17 protein-coding genes and 1 tRNA gene are annotated in these 16,402 nt (G+C 73.0%); 14 read left to right on the top strand and 4 right to left on the bottom strand.

Going from position 1 to position 16,402, the window contains the following annotated elements; translation table 11 throughout:
* From H7X46_RS01190 to rplA, 7 genes are all read left to right on the top strand, one after another.
* Positions 1-450 carry a MaoC family dehydratase N-terminal domain-containing protein gene (locus H7X46_RS01190; RefSeq protein ID WP_186357637.1) on the top strand — a complete coding sequence of 150 codons (450 nt, stop codon included), beginning with the start codon at positions 1-3 and terminating at the stop codon, positions 448-450.
* Positions 447-896: a MaoC/PaaZ C-terminal domain-containing protein gene (locus H7X46_RS01195; RefSeq protein ID WP_186357638.1), complete on the top strand. Its 450-nt coding sequence runs from the start codon at positions 447-449 to the stop codon at positions 894-896. The genes H7X46_RS01190 and H7X46_RS01195 overlap by 4 nt, the downstream gene beginning before the upstream one ends.
* Positions 897-1,005: 109 nt before the next feature.
* Positions 1,006-1,081 (top strand) — tRNA-Trp (locus H7X46_RS01200).
* A 71-nt stretch (positions 1,082-1,152) separates the two neighbouring features.
* Positions 1,153-1,497 (top strand): preprotein translocase subunit SecE, encoded by a 345-nt coding sequence (gene secE, locus H7X46_RS01205; protein WP_186357639.1) that lies wholly within the window; start codon positions 1,153-1,155, stop codon positions 1,495-1,497.
* 58 nt (positions 1,498-1,555) lie between these two features.
* Positions 1,556-2,467, top strand: coding sequence for a transcription termination/antitermination protein NusG (gene nusG, locus H7X46_RS01210; protein ID WP_370588554.1), 912 nt, complete (start codon positions 1,556-1,558; stop codon positions 2,465-2,467).
* A 71-nt stretch (positions 2,468-2,538) separates the two neighbouring features.
* A complete protein-coding gene (gene rplK / locus H7X46_RS01215; RefSeq protein WP_186357640.1) occupies positions 2,539-2,973 on the top strand; it encodes a 50S ribosomal protein L11 in 435 nt (144 codons plus the stop codon).
* Between the two features lie 79 nt (positions 2,974-3,052).
* Positions 3,053-3,787 (top strand): 50S ribosomal protein L1, encoded by a 735-nt coding sequence (gene rplA / locus H7X46_RS01220; protein ID WP_186357641.1) that lies wholly within the window; start codon positions 3,053-3,055, stop codon positions 3,785-3,787.
* A gap of 58 nt (positions 3,788-3,845) precedes the next feature.
* Here the strand turns inward: rplA and H7X46_RS01225 are convergent, their stop codons facing one another.
* The 3 genes from H7X46_RS01225 to H7X46_RS01235 form a co-directional block, all read right to left on the bottom strand.
* Complete coding sequence (locus H7X46_RS01225; RefSeq protein ID WP_186357642.1) at positions 3,846-4,943, bottom strand: CaiB/BaiF CoA-transferase family protein; 1,098 nt, start codon at positions 4,941-4,943, stop codon at positions 3,846-3,848.
* 53 nt (positions 4,944-4,996) lie between these two features.
* A complete protein-coding gene (locus tag H7X46_RS01230) occupies positions 4,997-5,407 on the bottom strand; it encodes a sterol carrier protein (protein ID WP_186357643.1) in 411 nt (136 codons plus the stop codon).
* Positions 5,408-5,539: 132 nt separating this feature from the next.
* Positions 5,540-6,187, bottom strand: a complete 648-nt coding sequence (locus tag H7X46_RS01235) for a response regulator transcription factor (protein WP_186357644.1) — start codon at positions 6,185-6,187, stop codon at positions 5,540-5,542.
* Positions 6,188-6,255: 68 nt separating this feature from the next.
* On the opposite strand from H7X46_RS01235, the gene H7X46_RS01240 reads away from it, so the two are divergent.
* From H7X46_RS01240 to H7X46_RS01255, 4 genes are all read left to right on the top strand, one after another.
* Positions 6,256-7,569 carry a sensor histidine kinase KdpD gene (locus tag H7X46_RS01240; RefSeq protein ID WP_186357645.1) on the top strand — a complete coding sequence of 438 codons (1,314 nt, stop codon included), beginning with the start codon at positions 6,256-6,258 and terminating at the stop codon, positions 7,567-7,569.
* A gap of 80 nt (positions 7,570-7,649) precedes the next feature.
* Positions 7,650-8,762, top strand: a complete 1,113-nt coding sequence (locus H7X46_RS01245) for an NDMA-dependent alcohol dehydrogenase (protein ID WP_186357646.1) — start codon at positions 7,650-7,652, stop codon at positions 8,760-8,762.
* 28 nt (positions 8,763-8,790) lie between these two features.
* Positions 8,791-9,774, top strand: coding sequence for a R2-like ligand-binding oxidase (locus H7X46_RS01250; RefSeq protein ID WP_186357647.1), 984 nt, complete (start codon positions 8,791-8,793; stop codon positions 9,772-9,774).
* A 10-nt stretch (positions 9,775-9,784) separates the two neighbouring features.
* The gene (locus H7X46_RS01255) at positions 9,785-10,699 is read left to right on the top strand and encodes an oxygenase MpaB family protein (protein WP_370588555.1); all 915 of its coding nucleotides are present in this window, start codon (positions 9,785-9,787) and stop codon (positions 10,697-10,699) included.
* Between the two features lie 201 nt (positions 10,700-10,900).
* Here the strand turns inward: H7X46_RS01255 and H7X46_RS01260 are convergent, their stop codons facing one another.
* On the bottom strand, positions 10,901-13,252 hold the full coding sequence (locus H7X46_RS01260) for an HNH endonuclease signature motif containing protein (RefSeq protein ID WP_186357648.1): 2,352 nt from the start codon (positions 13,250-13,252) through the stop codon (positions 10,901-10,903).
* Positions 13,253-13,605: 353 nt separating this feature from the next.
* On the opposite strand from H7X46_RS01260, the gene H7X46_RS01265 reads away from it, so the two are divergent.
* The 3 genes from H7X46_RS01265 to H7X46_RS01275 all read left to right on the top strand — a co-directional run bounded on the left by H7X46_RS01265 (position 13,606) and on the right by H7X46_RS01275 (position 16,401).
* Positions 13,606-14,178: a TetR/AcrR family transcriptional regulator gene (locus H7X46_RS01265; RefSeq protein ID WP_186357649.1), complete on the top strand. Its 573-nt coding sequence runs from the start codon at positions 13,606-13,608 to the stop codon at positions 14,176-14,178.
* Positions 14,179-14,503: 325 nt separating this feature from the next.
* The gene (locus H7X46_RS01270; protein ID WP_186357650.1) at positions 14,504-15,625 is read left to right on the top strand and encodes an ATP-binding cassette domain-containing protein; all 1,122 of its coding nucleotides are present in this window, start codon (positions 14,504-14,506) and stop codon (positions 15,623-15,625) included.
* Positions 15,626-15,672: 47 nt separating this feature from the next.
* Complete coding sequence (locus H7X46_RS01275; protein WP_222131496.1) at positions 15,673-16,401, top strand: ABC transporter permease; 729 nt, start codon at positions 15,673-15,675, stop codon at positions 16,399-16,401.
* Position 16,402: the final 1 nt, after the last annotated feature.

The following is a 16,402-nucleotide window of genomic DNA, read 5'->3' on the forward strand; positions in this document are numbered from 1 at the left end:
GTGGTCGACCAGTCCTGGGTCGGGCACACGCTCGACCCGGTCGGGCCGTACCAGGTCGGTCGCGAGAAGATCCGCGAGTTCGCCGTCGCCATCGGTGACGGCGATCCGCTGTTTCACGACCTCGACGCCGCCCGCGCCGCCGGGCACCCCGACCTCGTCGCCCCGCCGACGTTCCCGGTCTGCTTCACCATGCCGGTGATCGAGGAGTTCCTGAAGGACCCCGACCTCGGGTGGGACTACACCCGGATGGTTCACGGGGACCAGCGCATCGCCTACCACCGCCCGGTCCGGGCCGGCGACGAGCTGACGACCGTCCTGCACGTCGACGAGCTCCGCACCCGCGCAGGCAACCACATGCTGACCTTGCGCTGCGAGGTCTCCGACGCGGCGGGCGAGCCCGTCGCCACCACGCACTCCATGCTGGTCAGCCCGGCAGGTGCGGACTCGTGAGCGGCCGGCTGTCCCCGGAGTCCGCGGCCGCCGTGCAGAAGGGCGACGCGCTGCCGTCGTTCGAGGTGCACGTCACGCGGGCGGACCTCGTCCGCTACGCCGGTGCCTCCGGTGACTTCAACCCGATCCACTGGAGCGACCGGGTGGCCGGCGTCGCCGGGCTGCCCGGCGTGATCGCGCACGGGATGCTCTCGATGGCGCTCGCCGGGCGGGTACTCACCGCGTGGACCGGCGATCCCGCGTCGATCGTCTCCTACGGCACCCGGTTCACCCGCCCCGTCGTCGTCCCGGACGACGACACCGGCGCCACCGTGGAGCTCGGCGGGACCGTCGCGGAGGTCCGGGAGGACGGTGGCCGGCGGATCGCCGTCGTCGACCTCAAGGCCCTGTTCGAGGGAAAGACGGTGCTCGGCCGGGCCCGCGCCGAGGTCCTCCTTCCCGGGTAGTGACCCCGGGGTACGCACCTGCCGGAGCGGGTGCGTACACTCGATCCAGCCGGGCGCGCCGGATGATCGGTCGCGCCCGTCCCGCCGCCTCAGGGGCGGGTCGGGGCATAGGGGTGTAGCTCAATTGGCAGAGCAGCGGTCTCCAAAACCGCAGGTTGCAGGTTCAAGTCCTGTCACCCCTGCCATGGTTCTCCGTCGGCCGGAGGACGTGACCGAGAACGGGCGGACGCCCGTCGCGTGCGGAGGGCATTAGGGCGTGAGCGACGAACACGAGCCGGAGCGGCCCGGGCGGGAGCGCCCGAGCAACGCGGCCGACCGTCGCGGGCGGCGGGCCTCCCGGTCGGGCAGCACTCCGGCCAAGGGCCGCGCCACCCCGACGCGTGCGGCCGCCACCACACAGGAGAAGGTCTCCCTGTTCGGGCGGCTCGCCCGGTACCTGCGCGAGGTCGTCGCCGAACTCCGCAAGGTGATCTGGCCGAACCGCTCGCAGATGGTGAAGTACACCATCGCCGTCCTGGTCTTCGTGTCGTTCATGGTGGCCCTGGTGTTCCTGCTCGACTCGGCGTTCGCCGAGGGCGTCGCGCTGCTGTTCGGCAACTGACGCGGGCGGACCGGACCCACCGGCGAGGACCGACACCGACATAGGAAGCGAGAAGGACGTGACCTCCGACAGCAACGCGTACGACGAGGCGGCCGACGAGGCCGTGATCGACGCCGTCGCCGACGACGCGGCCGACGAGACGCTGCCCGGGCAGTCCGTCCAGGAGGCCGGCACCGAGGCCGCGGACGACGACGCGGGCACCGAGGCGACCGACACCGAGACCACCGCGGACGCCACCGGCGCCGAGACGGCCGAGGACACCGCCGGCGCCGAGGCTGCCGCCGACGAGGAGGCCGCCGCGACCGAGGCCGCCGGCAGCGACCCGGCCGGCGAGGCCGAGGAGGACGTCGACCCGGCCGAGGAGCTGCGTGCCGCGCTGCGCCGCGCCCCCGGCGACTGGTACGTCGTGCACTCCTACGCCGGCTACGAGAACAAGGTGAAGTCCAACCTCGAGACCCGGGCCCAGACCCTGGACGTCGAGGACTACATCTTCCAGGTCGAGGTGCCCACCGAGGAGGTCACCGAGATCAAGAACGGGCAGCGCAAGAAGGTCCAGCGCAAGGTGCTGCCCGGCTACATCCTGGTCCGGATGGAGCTGAACGACCAGTCCTGGGGCGCGGTGCGGAACACCCCGGGCGTGACCGGCTTCGTCGGTGCCACGTCCAAGCCGTCGCCGCTGTCGATCGACGAGGTCGTGAAGTTCCTGCTGCCCAAGACCGAGGCCCCCAAGAAGGAGGCCGAGGCGGGCAAGCCGGCGGCGACCGGCGCCCCCACCACCGGTGGCGCCCCCACCGTCGAGGTCGACTTCGAGGTCGGCGAGTCGGTCACCGTCATGGACGGGCCGTTCGCGACGCTCCCCGCGAGCATCAGCGAGGTCAACGTCGACGCCCAGAAGCTCAAGGTGCTGGTGTCGATCTTCGGCCGGGAGACCCCGGTCGAGCTCGGCTTCAACCAGGTCTCGAAGATCTGAGCACCTGCTGAGAACGTCCGCGGCGAGGCAGGGCCGCGCGGCGCGCACATCGATCACGACAGGACAAGGACATGCCCCCCAAGAAGCGGAAGCTCTCCGCGATCATCAAGCTCCAGATCCAGGCCGGCGCCGCGACGCCGGCCCCGCCGGTCGGCCCCGCGCTGGGTCAGCACGGCGTCAACATCATGGAGTTCTGCAAGGCGTACAACGCCGCGACCGAGGCCCAGCGCGGCAACGTCGTGCCGGTCGAGATCTCGGTCTACGAGGACCGGTCGTTCGACTTCCAGCTCAAGACGCCGCCGGCGGCCAAGCTGCTGCTGAAGGCGGCGGGCGTCGACAAGGGCTCCGGCGAGCCGCACAAGACCAAGGTCGCCTCGGTCACCGAGGCCCAGGTCCGCGAGATCGCCGAGACCAAGATGGCCGACCTCAACGCCAACGACATCGACCAGGCCGCCAAGATCATCGCCGGCACCGCCCGGTCGATGGGCATCAAGGTCGAGGGCTGAGAACCTCCCTTTCCGTACGCGTGGGAGAGCCGGGCGCGGCTCGCACCACGACCTGACCTCACGAGGAGACCGAGGACAGATGGCACAGCGCAGCAAGGCCTACCGCGAGGCCGCCGCGAAGATCGACGCGGACCGCCTCTACTCGCCGCTGGCCGCGGCGAAGCTGGCCCAGGAGACCGCCACCAAGAACACCGACGCGACCGTCGAGGTCGCGCTCCGGCTGGGCGTCGACCCCCGCAAGGCGGACCAGATGGTCCGCGGGACCGTGAACCTGCCGCACGGTACCGGCAAGACCGCCCGGGTGATCGTCTTCGCCACCGGTGACAAGGCCGCCGAGGCCGAGGCCGCCGGCGCGGACGCCGTCGGCGCCGAGGACCTGATCGAGCGCATCCAGGGCGGGTGGCTCGACTTCGACGCCGCGATCGCGACCCCGGACCAGATGGCCAAGGTCGGCCGGATCGCCCGCATCCTGGGCCCGCGTGGCCTGATGCCGAACCCGAAGACCGGCACCGTCACCCCGGACGTCACCAAGGCGATCAACGAGATCAAGGGTGGCAAGGTCAACTTCCGGGTGGACAAGCAGGCCAACCTGCACCTGATCATCGGCAAGGCGTCGTTCGACACCGAGAAGCTGGTGGAGAACTACGGCGCCGCCCTGGACGAGATCCTGCGGCTCAAGCCGTCGGCCGCCAAGGGCCGGTACGTCAAGAAGGTCACCATGTCCACGAACACCGGGCCGGGCATCCCGGTGGACCCGAACCGCACCCGGAACCTGCTGGCCCCGGACGCGGACGAGGCCGTTCTGGCCTCCTGACCCGCAGCTGCGACGACGCCCCCGGCCCGAACGGACCGGGGGCGTCGTCGTGTGCGGGTCAGGACCAGTCGGCGAGCACGGCCTCGACGTCCTCCGGCCCGCCGGCACGGCCGGCGGTCTCGGCGGGGGTCCGCGAGAACCGCGGCGCCGGCGCGGCCTGCGGGACGCCCTCGCTGGTGACGACCGTGTTCCGCGCGGCCAGGTGCGCGTTCTCCCGGGCCTCCGCGAAGGAGAGCACCGGGGTGGTGCAGGCGTCGGTGCCGGCGAAGATCTCCGCCCACTCGTCGCGGGGCTTGGACGCGAACACCTCGGTGAACCGCGCCCGCATCGCCGGCCACCCGTCCCGGTCGTACTGCGGCCCGAGCTCGTCCTCGGTCAGTCCGAGCCCGGCGATCAGCTGGGCGTAGAACTGCGGCTCCAGCGCCCCGACGGCCACGTACCGGCCGTCGGCGCAGGCGTAGGTGTCGTAGAACGGCGCGTGCCCGTCGAGCAGGTTGGCGCCGCGCTCGTCGGTCCAGGCGCCCTGGGCAAGGAAACCCCAGAACATCTGGTTGAGCATGCTGACCCCGTCGACCATGGCAGCGTCGACGACCTGCCCCTCGCCCGAGGACCGCGCCTCCCACAGTGCTGCCAGCACGCCGACGACCAGCAGCATCGAGCCGCCGCCGAAGTCGCCGACCAGGTTCAGCGGCGGCACCGGCCGCTCCCCGGACCGGCCGATCGCGTGCAGCGCCCCGGTCAGCGAGATGTAGTTGATGTCGTGCCCGGCGCGCGCTGCCAGCGGTCCGTCCTGGCCCCAGCCGGTCATGCGGCCGTACACCAGCCGCGGGTTGCGGGCGTGGCAGTCGTCCGGGCCGACGCCGAGCCGCTCGGTGACGCCCGGGCGGTAGCCCTCCAGGAGGACGTCGGCCCGCTCGACGAGGCGCAGCACGGTCTCCCGGCCCGCCGGGTCCTTCAGGTCGGCGGTGACGGTGCGCCGCCCCCGGGTCGTCGGGTCCGGCACGTCGCCGGATCCGAGCCGCAGCCCGCCGGGCCGGTCGACCCGGACGACGTCCGCGCCGAGATCCCCCAGGATCATCGCCGCGTGCGGTCCGGGCCCGATCCCGGCCAGCTCGATCACCTTCAGTCCGGCGAGCGGACCCTTGCCCCGTGCCACCGGCACCTCCTCGTGCAGTCCCTGTGCGGCGACCCTATCCGGTGAACCGGGAATCACGCCTTGAGGAGATCGTCGCGACCCTCGGCGGCCAGCCGCTCCCGGTACGGCCCGAACAGCTGCTTGGCCAGCGGCAGCAGCTTCAGCAGCTTCGACACCGGCCCCTTCGCCCGGACGTCGCCCTTGGCCAGCGCGACCGGCAGGACGACCTTGCCCAGCCAGAACCGGTTGCCGGTGTCGGCGCTCATGAACAGCTCGATGTTCGGGTCCGGCCCGTTGCCGGCGCCGGTGTGCAGCTCGGCGTTCGGCAGGTCGACGGTGAGGACCGCGGCCGGATCGGTGTAGGTGATCCGCAACACGACCCCCGACGGCTGCAGCGCGGACACCAGCTCCGGGTCCTCCATCCCGATGCGGAACACCCCGCCCAGGTACTCGTAGACCTCGGCCTCGTCGGCGAACACGGCCATCAGCGCCTCCTCGCGAGATGTGCGGCGGGCGGCGGTGCGCCCGCGGGTCGCTGCGAGTCTGCCCACCGGCGCCGCACGGACCCACCCCGACCCCGGGCCAGCGATGGCCCGCGGGGGACAGCGCAGGTCGGGCTAGTCGAGCAGCCCGCACCGCCCGGCGAGCGCCGCCGCCTCGATCCGGTTGGCCGCGCCCAGCTTGTGCAGCAGCGAGGCGATCATCCGCTTGGCGGTCCGCTCGCTGACCAGCATCGGCCGGGCGATGTCGGCGGTCTCCAGCCCGCGGGCCAGCAGCGTCCACAGCTCGATGTCGCGCTCGTTGAGCCGGTCGAGCAGCCCGTCGGCGGTCCGGTCCGACGCGGACAGCAGCGCGTCCAGCAGCTCGGCCCGCAGCACCCGCACCCCGGCCGCGATCGCCAGGAGCGGGGCGACGAGCACCTCGGGGTCGGCGGACTTGCCGAGGTAGCCGTCCGCCCCGGCCCGCAGCGCGGCCGCGGCGAGGTCGAGGTCCTCGGTGCCCGAGAGCGCCAGCACCCGGGTCGCCGGGTAGGCCGCCTTGAGCCGGCGGATCGTCTCCACCCCGCCCAGCGGGGGCAGTGCCAGGTCCACGATCGCGATCCCGGCCCGGTGCTTCCCGACGAGTGCGACGGCCTCCTCGCCCGCCGTCGTCGAGCCCGCCACCCGGAACGTGTCCCCGGCCCGGGACTCGAGCAGCAGCGCGAGCCCCTGGGAGAACAGGGCGTGATCATCGACGATCACGACGACGTGCGGCTCGGTCGGCACGGTCCCGAGCCTAGTGTGACGCCGTGACGGCGCCCGCCGACCCGACCCCGCCAGGACGGACCACCCCGATGACCAGCCACAGCACCCCGGCCGAGCCGGAAGTCCGGCCCGGCGACGAGCTCCCGGAGCGCACCGCCGAGGAGCGGACCGCCGTCGTGATCCGGCTGGCCGTGGTCGCCGCCGCGGCGGTCCTGCTCGTGCTGCGCCCGCAGAGCGCGGCGGGCGGGCTCGGCGCCGCGGTGGTGCTGGTCGCCGCCGGCGCGGTGTACGCGCTGGTCCTGGCCGCGGCGGCGACCTGGCGGGGCAGGCTGCCGGTCCGCCCGGCCGTCCTGACCGGGGTGGACGGCGCGCTCGCTGTCGTCGCCGTCGGCCTCACCGGCGGGATGGCGAGCCCGATGGTGGCGGCGCTGCCGCTGGTCGTCATCGCGATCGCGCTGCGCGGCGGGTCCCGGGTCGGCCGGGTCGCCGCGGTCGTGCTCGGCGCCGGCTTCACCGTGGCCGGCCTGCTCGGCACCGACCCGGCGGTCGGGGTGGCCGACCGGCTGCTGTCCGGGGTGTGGTGGACCGGGTTCCTGTTCGCGACCGCCGTCCTGGTCGGGGTGCTGGTCCGGCTGCTGGAACGCCAGCTCGCCGACATCGCGACCACCCGGGCCCGCGCGGAGAGCGAGCACGAGCGCTACCTGTCCGAGCGGGCGCTGCGCGATCGGATCGTGTCGGAGAGCCGGGCCCGGCTCGACGGTGCGCGGGTGGTGCTGCACGAGTTCCGGACGCCGGTGGCGTCGCTGTCGGCGCTGTCCGCCGACCTGGCGGCCGAGCGGCTCACCGGGGACGCGGCCCGGACCGCGTCGAAGCTGCTCGCCGACCACGCCGCACACCTGCAGGACATGCTCGACGGCCTGGCCGACCTCGCCGTCGCCGACGGCAGCCCGCTCGGCCGCAACCGTCCCCGCCGGGTCCCGCTCGCCGATCTCGCCGAGGGTGTCCTCGACGCGGCCGGGATCGCCGCGCCCCGGCGCCGGGCCGTCGTCGAACCGGCGGACGCGGCCGTGCACTGCGACCCGCAGCGGCTGCGGCGACTGCTCACCAACCTCGCCGAGAACGCTGCCCGGCACAGCGGCGCCGAGCCCGTCGAGCTGTACCTGGCCCACGACGGCCGCACGCTGACCGCCGAGGTCGCCGACCGGGGGCCGGGCCTGCCCGCCGGCCAGGAGGGCGTGGTGACGGCGAAGGGTGTCGCGCTGGGCGAGCGGCGCGGCACCGCCGGCCTCGGGCTGTGGATCGCCGAGGCACTGGTCTCGGCGATGGACGGCGAGCTCACCCTGCTCCCGCGCGACGGCGGCGGGCTCACCGCCCGGCTGACCCTTCCGGTGCCACCGGCCTGACCGGCCGTGGCACCCGGGGGCCAGGCCTGGCGCGGGCGGCGGGTGTGCCGGGCGGCGCAGGCCGACCATGATGCTGCGCCATGCGGACGACGGCAGCGGTGCTGTGGGAACCGGGCGGTAAGTGGGAGGTCGAGGAGGTCGAGCTCGACTCCCCGAACGCCGGGGAGGTGATGGTGGAGCTGACGGCCTCCGGGCTGTGCCACTCCGACGAACACCTCGTCACCGGCGACCTGCCGGCCGTGCTGCCGATGGTCGGCGGCCACGAGGGCGCCGGACGCGTGGTCGAGGTCGGCCCGGGCGTCACCGAGGTGGCGGTCGGCGACCCGGTGGTGATGACGTTCCTGCCGTCCTGCGGCCGGTGCCCGTACTGCGCCAAGGGCCTGCCGAACCTGTGCAACGACGGCGCGGGTGCCACTCTCGGCCCGCAACTCGACGGAACCTACCGGTTCCGCGGCTCGGGCGGCGTCGAGATCGGGCAGATGTGCCTGCTCGGGACGTTCGCCGAGCACACCGTCGTCCCGGTGAGGTCCGTCGTGAAGATCGACGAGGGGTTCCCGCTGGACCTGGCCGCGCTGGTCGGGTGCGGGGTCACGACCGGCTTCGGATCGGCGGTGCGCACCGCCGACCTGCGGGCCGGGGACTCGTGCGTGGTGATCGGGGTCGGTGGGATCGGCGCGAACGCCGTGCAGGGCGCCCGGGCGGCGGGCTGCCGCTACGTCGTGGCCGTCGACCCGGTCGAGCTCAAGCGGGAGCGGGCCCTGGAGCTCGGGGCCACGCACGTCGCCGCGAGCGTCGACGAGGCCTGGGAGATCACCAGCGAGCTGACCCGCGGCCAGCTGGCCGACGCCGCGATCCTCTGCACCGGCGTCGCGATGGGGCAGGACCTGCAGCCGGCACTGCAGCTGGTGGGCAAGCGCGGCCGGGTGGTCGTGACCGCGCTGGCGCGGGCCGAGGAGGAGACGGCGTCGCTGTCGCTGCTCGACCTCACGCTCTACGAGAAGCAGGTCCGGGGCGCGCTGTTCGGCAGCTCGGCCGCGCAGCACGACGTGCCGCGGTTGCTGGAGATGCACAACCTCGGCCGGCTCAAGCTCCGTGAGCTGATCACCAAGGAGTACTCGCTCGATCAGGTCAACGACGGTTACGCGGACATGCGCGCCGGGCGCAACATCAGGGGTCTGATCCGCTACCGGTAGCGCACGGCGACGGCAAGGGGGCCGCACGGTGAGCACGACCAGCACGCGCACCATCGAACACGGCAGGAGGGACGGGTTCGCCTCGCTCTCCGCGGGCCGGCTCCGCGCCGACTCGTTCCCGATGCGGCTGTTCCGGAAGGGCAACGCGAAGCACTGGGATCCGGCGTCGATCGACTTCACGCAGGACGCGGCGGACTTCGCGGCGATGACCGACGACGAACGCTGGCAGACCTGCGCGCTGGCCGCCCAGTTCCTGGCCGGCGAGGAGTCGGTGACCCAGGACCTGCAGCCGTTCGTGGCGGCGATGGCCGCCGAGGGCCGGCTCGCCGACGAGATGTACCTGACCCAGTTCGTCTACGAGGAGGCCAAGCACACCCAGGCGTTCCGGCTGTGGTTCGACGCCGTCGGGATGACCGGCGACCTCCACTCCTACATCGAGCACAACGAGCACTACCTGGAGATCTTCACCCGGGCGCTGCCGGAGAGCCTGTACGCACTGGCCGACGACCCCGGCCCGGCCAACCAGATCCGGGCGTCGGTGACCTACAACCACATCGTCGAGGGCACGCTCGCGCTCACCGGCTACTTCGCCTGGCACAAGATCTGCGCCGAGCGCGGCATCCTCCCCGGCATGCAGCAGGTCATCAAGCACATCGGCGACGACGAACGCCGGCACATGGCCTGGGGCACCTTCACCTGCCGCCGGCACGTCGCCGCCGACGACGCCCTGTGGGACGTCGTCGACGGCCGGATGCAGGAGCTGATGGTGCCTGCGATGGGGGTCGTGACCGGCACGATCGACCGCTGGCCGGAGGGGCAGGTGCCGTTCGGGATCGACCTGAACGAGCTCGCCGAGTACGCGATGGACAAGCTCGGGCGGCGGCTGGGCGCGATCGAGTCGGCCCGGGGTGCGGACCTGCGCGCGATCGACGCCGACGCCGAGCCCGAGCAGCTGGAGGAGCGGTTCCACGCCGAGGACCAGCGCGTCCTCGCGGCGGCGGCCGCGGGTTGAGGAGGGCACCGTGCTGCGCACCCCGGCCGGCCGGTACGACCGGCGTGACGAGCTCGCCGCGATGGACCCGGAGACGTCCTACGTCGAGATCTACCGGGCCCTCGCCGGCCTGGAGTTCCCGTGGGACATCCAGCAGGCGCTGTCGCTGGCGCTGTTCCGGACCTACGCGGTGCCGTCGATCGGGCGGCTGCTCGCGGAGACCGGCGAGTTCACCCGGCGCACCCAGAAGCGGTACGACGACACGGGACTGATCCTCGACGCGGTGCTCGTGCACGGCTTCGAGCACGTCGAGGGCCGGGCGGCGATCCGCCGGATGAACCAGATGCACCGGTCCTACGACATCGCGAACGACGACATGCGCTACGTCCTCGCCACGTTCGTGGCGACCCCGCTGCGCTGGGTGGACCGGTGGGGATGGCGGCCGCACACCGAGGTCGAGCGGGTCGCCACCGCCAACTACTACCGGCAGCTCGGCGGGCACATGGGGATCCGCGGGATCCCGGCGACCTGGCAGGAGTTCTGCGAGCTGCTCGACTCCTACGAGGCCCGGCACTTCGGCTACGAGCCGGGCGGGCGCGCGGTCGCCGACGCCACACTGGACCTGGCGACCACGTTCCCGCCGAACCATCGGGCGCCGAAGGCGGTGAGCCGGGAGTTCCTGCTCGCCCTGATGGACGAGCACCTGCTCGACGCGCTCGGCTACCGGGTCCCGCCGCGGCCGGTCCGGGCGCTGGCGGACGCGATGTTGCGGGCACGGGCGGCGGTCGTGCGGCGGATGCCGGTGCGGACCGAGCCGTTCTCGCTGCCGGCGTCGCCGAGCATCCGCAGCTATCCGGAGGGCTACGACGTCCGTGAACTGGGGACGTTCCCGGCCTGCCCGGTCCGCCACGGCGGCGGGGACACCGGAGACGAGACCGCGGTCTGACGCCCGCCACGGCCCCGCCACTGTGCAGGCGTGCGGTCGGCGGGCGGGCCAGGACGGCTCATCGGTGAGCTGTTCACGTCCCTGGTTCCTTTCGATCGTGGGGGCCCGCGGCCGGTCGTGCGGTCGCGTGGCGCTCGCCGACCGGGGGGTGTCGGCGAGTGCCGGCGCGGTCCGGCGTGCCGGTGGTGACGGCTGTCGAGGTCAGAACGGTGGCGGCTCGTCGTCCGGCTTCGTTTGCGGTTTCGGTGGTGGTGGCAGGGGCGGGTTGGTCGCCGGGCGCCGCAGCAGCGGTGTGTCGTGCTTCCGCAGGTCCCGGTCGACTTCGGCGGCGCTCTGCTCGCCCGGCTGCTCGTGCTCCTGCGACTCGGGCGCGGTCGGCTCGGGGTCGGGGAGGTCGGGGCGGACGGGTTCGCCGCGGGTGCGGTAGGTGCGTCCCAGGGGGCTGGTCCAGCAGAACCGGGCGGGTTGGGGTTGGGTCAGGGTCCAGCCGCGGTGTTTGTCGGTGTGGTGGCGGCCGCAGCAGGGTCCGATGTTGGCCGGCACGGTGGGTCCGCCGTGGTCGTGGTCGGTGGTGTGGTCGAGTTCGGAGCGTCGGGCCGGGCGGGTGCAGCCGGGGCCGATGCAGGTGCGGTCGCGGACGTGGATGTGGGTGGCCAGTGGTCCGCGGGCGAATCGGGCGGTGGGGTCGGCGTCGAGTCGGGCGTGCCGGGTGTCGCGGTCGGCCCAGGCGTGGGCGATCTCGGCGAGCAGTGGGTGCCAGTCGGCCAGTTGGGGGTCGGTGGCGTAGCGGTCGAGTTCGTCGAGGCTGATGTGGAGTTCGACGACTCCGCCGCGCACCGGCGGCGCACCGGGCGGGGCGCCGGGCGGGTTCGGCGAGTTGGAGCGGTTCGGCGTGCCCGGCATACCCGGCGCACCCGGCGCACCCGGCGCACCCGGTGTGTCCGGTGTGTCCGGAGTCCTCGGTGTCTGCGGCGCGCCCGGTGGTTTCGGGCCGTTCCGGTCGTTCGGGACGCGGGTGCGGGGGCGGCGGCGCAACGGCCCGGCCAGCAGCAGGTAGCCGTCCGGGTCGGTGATGGCGAAGATCCAGCGGGCGCCGCGGCGTTGGGTGGTGGCGGCGATGCGGGCGGTGTGGGCGGTGATCGGGCCGAGGCCGGGGATGTCGCCGGGGCGGTCGTCGCGGCCGGCCAGGGTGCCGAGTCCGACGCGGAGTTCGATGCCTTCGCGGGTGGCGACCCGGTCGTGCGCCCACCGGTCGGTGGCCGCCCGGTCCTGGGGCGGTCGATCTCCGGTGGGCCGGTCCCCGGCCGGGCCGGTCGACGGTCCGCCGGCAGGGCGCGAGCCGGTCCCGGCCCGAGGGCCGGTTCCGGTGCCGGTCTTGGTGGCGGGGTCGGTGCTGGTGGCGGGTCCGGGTCCGGTGTCACGTCCGGTGGGGTCACCGTCAGCAGAGTCGCCGGGACCGGAGTCGGAGCGGGCGGTCGAGTGGACGTCCGCTTCGGAGCAGCCGTCGGAGTCGGCATCCGAGTCGATCTCGGTGGCCGAGTCGACGTTCGCCTCGGTGCCGGACGCGGTGTCAGCGGCCTCGAAGCCGGACTCGCCCGCGCCGACCTCGCCGGTGTCGGACTCGCCGGTGTCGGACTCACCGGTGTCGGACTCGCCGGTGCTGGTGTCGGCGGTGCTGGTGTCGGTGGGCTGGCCTTCCGGGCGTGGGCAGGCCAGGAGCCGGTCGATGATCTCGGCCTCGGTCAGGCCGTGGAAGGCGCCGTCGAGCATCCCCAGGTACAGGTCCGTGCTGATCTGGGCCAGGGTGCCGGGGTGTCCGGCCCGCCGGCAGGCGGCGGCCAGCCGGTCCAGGCGGGCGGCTGCGGCGGCGGCCTCGTCGGCGGGTAGTCCGGTGCCGGTCAGGGTGGCGGTGCCGGTGTGCGGGTCCAGGTAGAGCGCCAGGCCGCGGGCTTGCACGGCGCGCTGGTAGCGGCGCCGGCGCAGGGCGGGGTTCAGGTGCAGCAGGGCCCGGTAGAGCCGGTCGCGCAGCTGGGCGGTGGTCCACCCCGGTGCCTGGGGCAGGAACCGGTCGCACAGCTTCCGGGCCTGCTCGTCGGTGAGGTCCCCGGTGCCGGGGTCGAGGTGGTCGACCAGCACCCGGGCCTTGGCCAGGTCGATCCGACCCTCCTCGAGCGCGGTGAACACCCACGGCAGCCGCTGGCACAGGGTGGTGGCGAACCCGAGCTCGCGTTCGGCGCGGGCCCGGGTCCAGGTCAGCCCGGCGGCGATCTCCCCGGCGGCCCAGTCGAACTGGTCTTCCGAGCGCACAACGGCCTCGGCCCGGGCGGCGGTGTTCTCGGGCAGGTCGGCCAGCGCGGCCGCGTGGCTGATCTCCACCAGCCCGGCGTAGAACCCGGCGTGTTCGTGGGCGAGCTGGCGGTCGCGGGCCTGCAGTACCTCGACCAGGCGGTCGTTGGGCAGCTTCTCCCACGGTAGTTCGGCCAGGGTGGTGGCGAGTTCCGGGCCGGGCGGCAATCCTGCTGCCCGGTCGATCAGCTCCAGCACCTCGGCCATGAATCGAACATACGTGCGGCCCCTGACAAGACCGGGTCGTGATGCACCCCTCCGCGCAAGTTCACTCGGACGGCCCAGCCGATGGCGGTCGCAGTCGGCTGTGTTCAGCGATCACAGCGCGGCGCTCCCGTGGTTGCGCGAGGCCCCGGAGTCGCGCCGGCCCGGACGGTGCCACCTCGGTCGCCCCTGAGCTGCGTCTCGGCGGCGAAGGAGCGGGCGCCAGGCACGGGTCGCGCAGGCGCGTCGGGTCGGAGGGGGCGTCGCGACCCCACGCTCCCTTCCGGGCAGCACGCGCTGTCCATAACGTAGAGTACGTTACTGATCATCGGGCGGAAGCCGGGAACGGGGTGCGCATGGCCAGGAGAGCGGGCCGCCAGGTGGCCGCCGAGCAGTACTTCGCGTCCGCAATGACCATCCTCGGCCGAGACGGGGCCGCCGGGCTGAAGATCGGCCCGCTGTGCCGATCGCTGGGCGTGACCAGTGGATCCTTCTACCACCACTTCGGCAGCTGGGCCGGCTTCGTGCGTGGGCTGTTGCAGCACTGGGAGGACGAGCAGACCGGCCGCGTCGTCGAGCTGGCCCGCGCGACCTCGGACCCGCTCGAACGGCTGCGGGTGGTGCGGCGGCTGGCCGTGGAGCTGCACCACGGGGCCGAGGTGGCGATCCGGGCCTGGGCCCAGCTCGACCCGGAGGTGGGCCGGGCGCAGTCCCGGGTGGACGTCCAGCGCCGGATCGCGCTCGAGCAGGTGATCGGCGATCTCGTCGCGAGCCGGGAGGACGCCCACCGGCTTGCCGTGCTCGGCTACTCCCTGCTCGTCGGGTTCCAGCAGACCTGCAGCCCGGGGGATCGTGAGCTGCTGGGGCGGATGTTCGACGACTTCCAGGGGCTCGTGCTGGCGCATGCTGCCCCGCACGGCACGCGGTGACGCACCCGATCGGGTGATGCTCCGGCCGGGTGCCCGCATCCCGGCCATCCTCGGTAGGAGCCACGCGCATAAGGCCGTTCGGCGTAGCGTCCTGCACGAACGGCACCAACTGTTACCCACGGTCCGCCACATCGGGTCCGGAGCCGGTACGCACGGTGAACACAACGTAGGTCACGTTACGGAGACCTCGGTCGTCGATCCCGTACCTTCAAGTAACCCCTCGTGGTCCGGCTCGTTGTGCCGTTCAGCACCGACGAGTGGCCGGCGCTCCCCGCACCCCCGGCCTCCGGTGTCGATCGATCGGCGATGCGCGAGGAGGCGACACGTGACCGGTGTCGAGGTGAAGGTCGAGGGGCTCACGAAGTCCTTCGGCCGGGCCAACATCTGGTCGGACGTCACGCTGACCCTGCCTCCGGGTGAGGTGTCGGTGCTGCTGGGTCCGTCCGGCACCGGCAAGTCGGTGTTCCTCAAGTGCCTGATCGGGCTGCTCAAGCCGGAAGAGGGCTCGATCGTCATCAACGGCGTGGACCTGGTCCGGTGCTCGGAGTCCGAGCTCTACGAGATCCGCAAGCTGTTCGGCGTCCTGTTCCAGGACGGCGCGCTGTTCGGGTCGATGAACCTCTACGACAACATCGCGTTCCCGCTGCGCGAGCACACCCGCAAGTCCGAGTCGCAGATCCGCGACATCGTGATGGAGAAGATGGAGATGGTCGGCCTCATGGGGGCCGAGGGCAAGCTGCCCGGCGAGATCTCCGGGGGTATGCGCAAGCGGGCGGGGCTGGCCCGGGCGCTGGTGCTCGATCCGAAGATCGTCCTGTTCGACGAGCCGGACTCCGGTCTGGACCCGGTCCGGACCGCGTACCTGAACCAGTTGATCATCGATCTGAACGCGCAGACCGATTCCACGTTCCTGATCGTCACCCACGACATCAACTCGGCGCAGACGGTCCCGGACAACATGGGGCTGCTCTACCGCAAGCACCTGGCCATGTTCGGGCCGCGCGAGGTGCTGCTGACCAGCGAGGAGCCGGTGGTGGCGCAGTTCCTCAACGGCCGCCGCGAGGGCCCGATCGGCATGTCCGAGGAGAAGGATGCCGCGCAGGCCGCCCGGGAGATGGAGGAGGCGGGCGAGCTGGAGGGCCTGCCCCCGATGAAGCCCCAGCTCGAGGCCTCGACCGGGATGCCGGACCGGCAGGCGGTGCACCGGCGCCGGGAACGGGTGATGGCGATGCTGCACGAGCTGCCCGAGCCCGCTCAGCGCGCGATCCGCGAGTCCTACGACCAGGACCCTGCGCCGGCGTGGGGCCCACCGAGCGACGGCACGACCCGCGAGGTCGCGCGCGAGCAGGCCGGCCCGGCCCCCGACGACCGCCCCACCGACGTGCACCCAGCGGTCACCGACGACCCCGCGGCCGGCCGGCACCAGCTCGCGGACGGTGAACGGTGACCGCGCCCAGCCCCGTCGTCCGGGCACTCACCCCGGTCGGGAAGTTCATGGGGCTGGCCGTCGAGATCGGCCGGCAGTCGCTGCGGCGGCCGTTCCAGCTCCGCGAGCTCGTCGAGCAGGTCTGGTTCGTCACCAAGGTCTCGGCGCTGCCGACCGCGCTGTTCACCATCCCGTTCGGCGCGACGATCGCGCTGCTGCTCGGCGAGCTGACCCGCCAGTTCGGTGCCCAGGCCCAGACCGGCGCCGGCTCGGTGCTCGCGATCGTGCAGCAGGCCGCCCCGATCGTCACCGCACTGCTGATCTCCGGTGCGGGTGGCAGCGCGGTCTGCGCCGACCTCGGCGCCCGGACGATCCGCGAGGAGATCGCGGCGATGGAGGTGCTCGGCATCTCGCCGATCCAGCGCCTCGTCGTCCCCCGGGTGATCGCGATGGCGATCACCGCCGTCGTGCTGAACGGCCTGGCCACCTGCGTCGGCGTCGCGGGCGGCTACTTCTTCAACGTGATCGTCCAGGGCGGCTCGCCGGGCGCATACATCAACAGCTTCTCGGCGATCGCGCAGGTCTCGGACATCGTCGTCTCGGAGATCAAGGCGTTCCTGTTCGGCCTCGTCGCCGGGATCGTCGCCGCCTACCGCGGGCTGAACCCGCCGCCCGGCGCGAAGGGCGTCGGTGACGCGGTCAACCAGGCCGTCGTCATCTCGTTCGTCCTGGTCTTCCTGATCAACCTCGTCCTGACCGCCCTGTACCTCGAGCTCGTTCCGCCGAAGGGCTTCTGAC

The organism is Pseudonocardia sp. C8 (genome assembly GCF_014267175.1).
GTDB lineage: Bacteria > Actinomycetota > Actinomycetes > Mycobacteriales > Pseudonocardiaceae > Pseudonocardia.

Coding starts and splice junctions, on each gene's coding strand:
- H7X46_RS01275 (WP_222131496.1), top strand. CDS start 15,673: ATGGGGCTGGCCGTCGAGATCGGCCGGCAGTCGCTGCGGCGGCCGTTC.
- H7X46_RS01265 (WP_186357649.1), top strand. CDS start 13,606: ATGGCCAGGAGAGCGGGCCGCCAGGTGGCCGCCGAGCAGTACTTCGCG.
- rplK (WP_186357640.1), top strand. CDS start 2,539: ATGCCCCCCAAGAAGCGGAAGCTCTCCGCGATCATCAAGCTCCAGATC.
- H7X46_RS01230 (WP_186357643.1), bottom strand. CDS start 5,407: ATGGCCGTGTTCGCCGACGAGGCCGAGGTCTACGAGTACCTGGGCGGG.
- H7X46_RS01260 (WP_186357648.1), bottom strand. CDS start 13,252: ATGGCCGAGGTGCTGGAGCTGATCGACCGGGCAGCAGGATTGCCGCCC.
- H7X46_RS01240 (WP_186357645.1), top strand. CDS start 6,256: ATGACCAGCCACAGCACCCCGGCCGAGCCGGAAGTCCGGCCCGGCGAC.
- H7X46_RS01245 (WP_186357646.1), top strand. CDS start 7,650: ATGCGGACGACGGCAGCGGTGCTGTGGGAACCGGGCGGTAAGTGGGAG.
- rplA (WP_186357641.1), top strand. CDS start 3,053: ATGGCACAGCGCAGCAAGGCCTACCGCGAGGCCGCCGCGAAGATCGAC.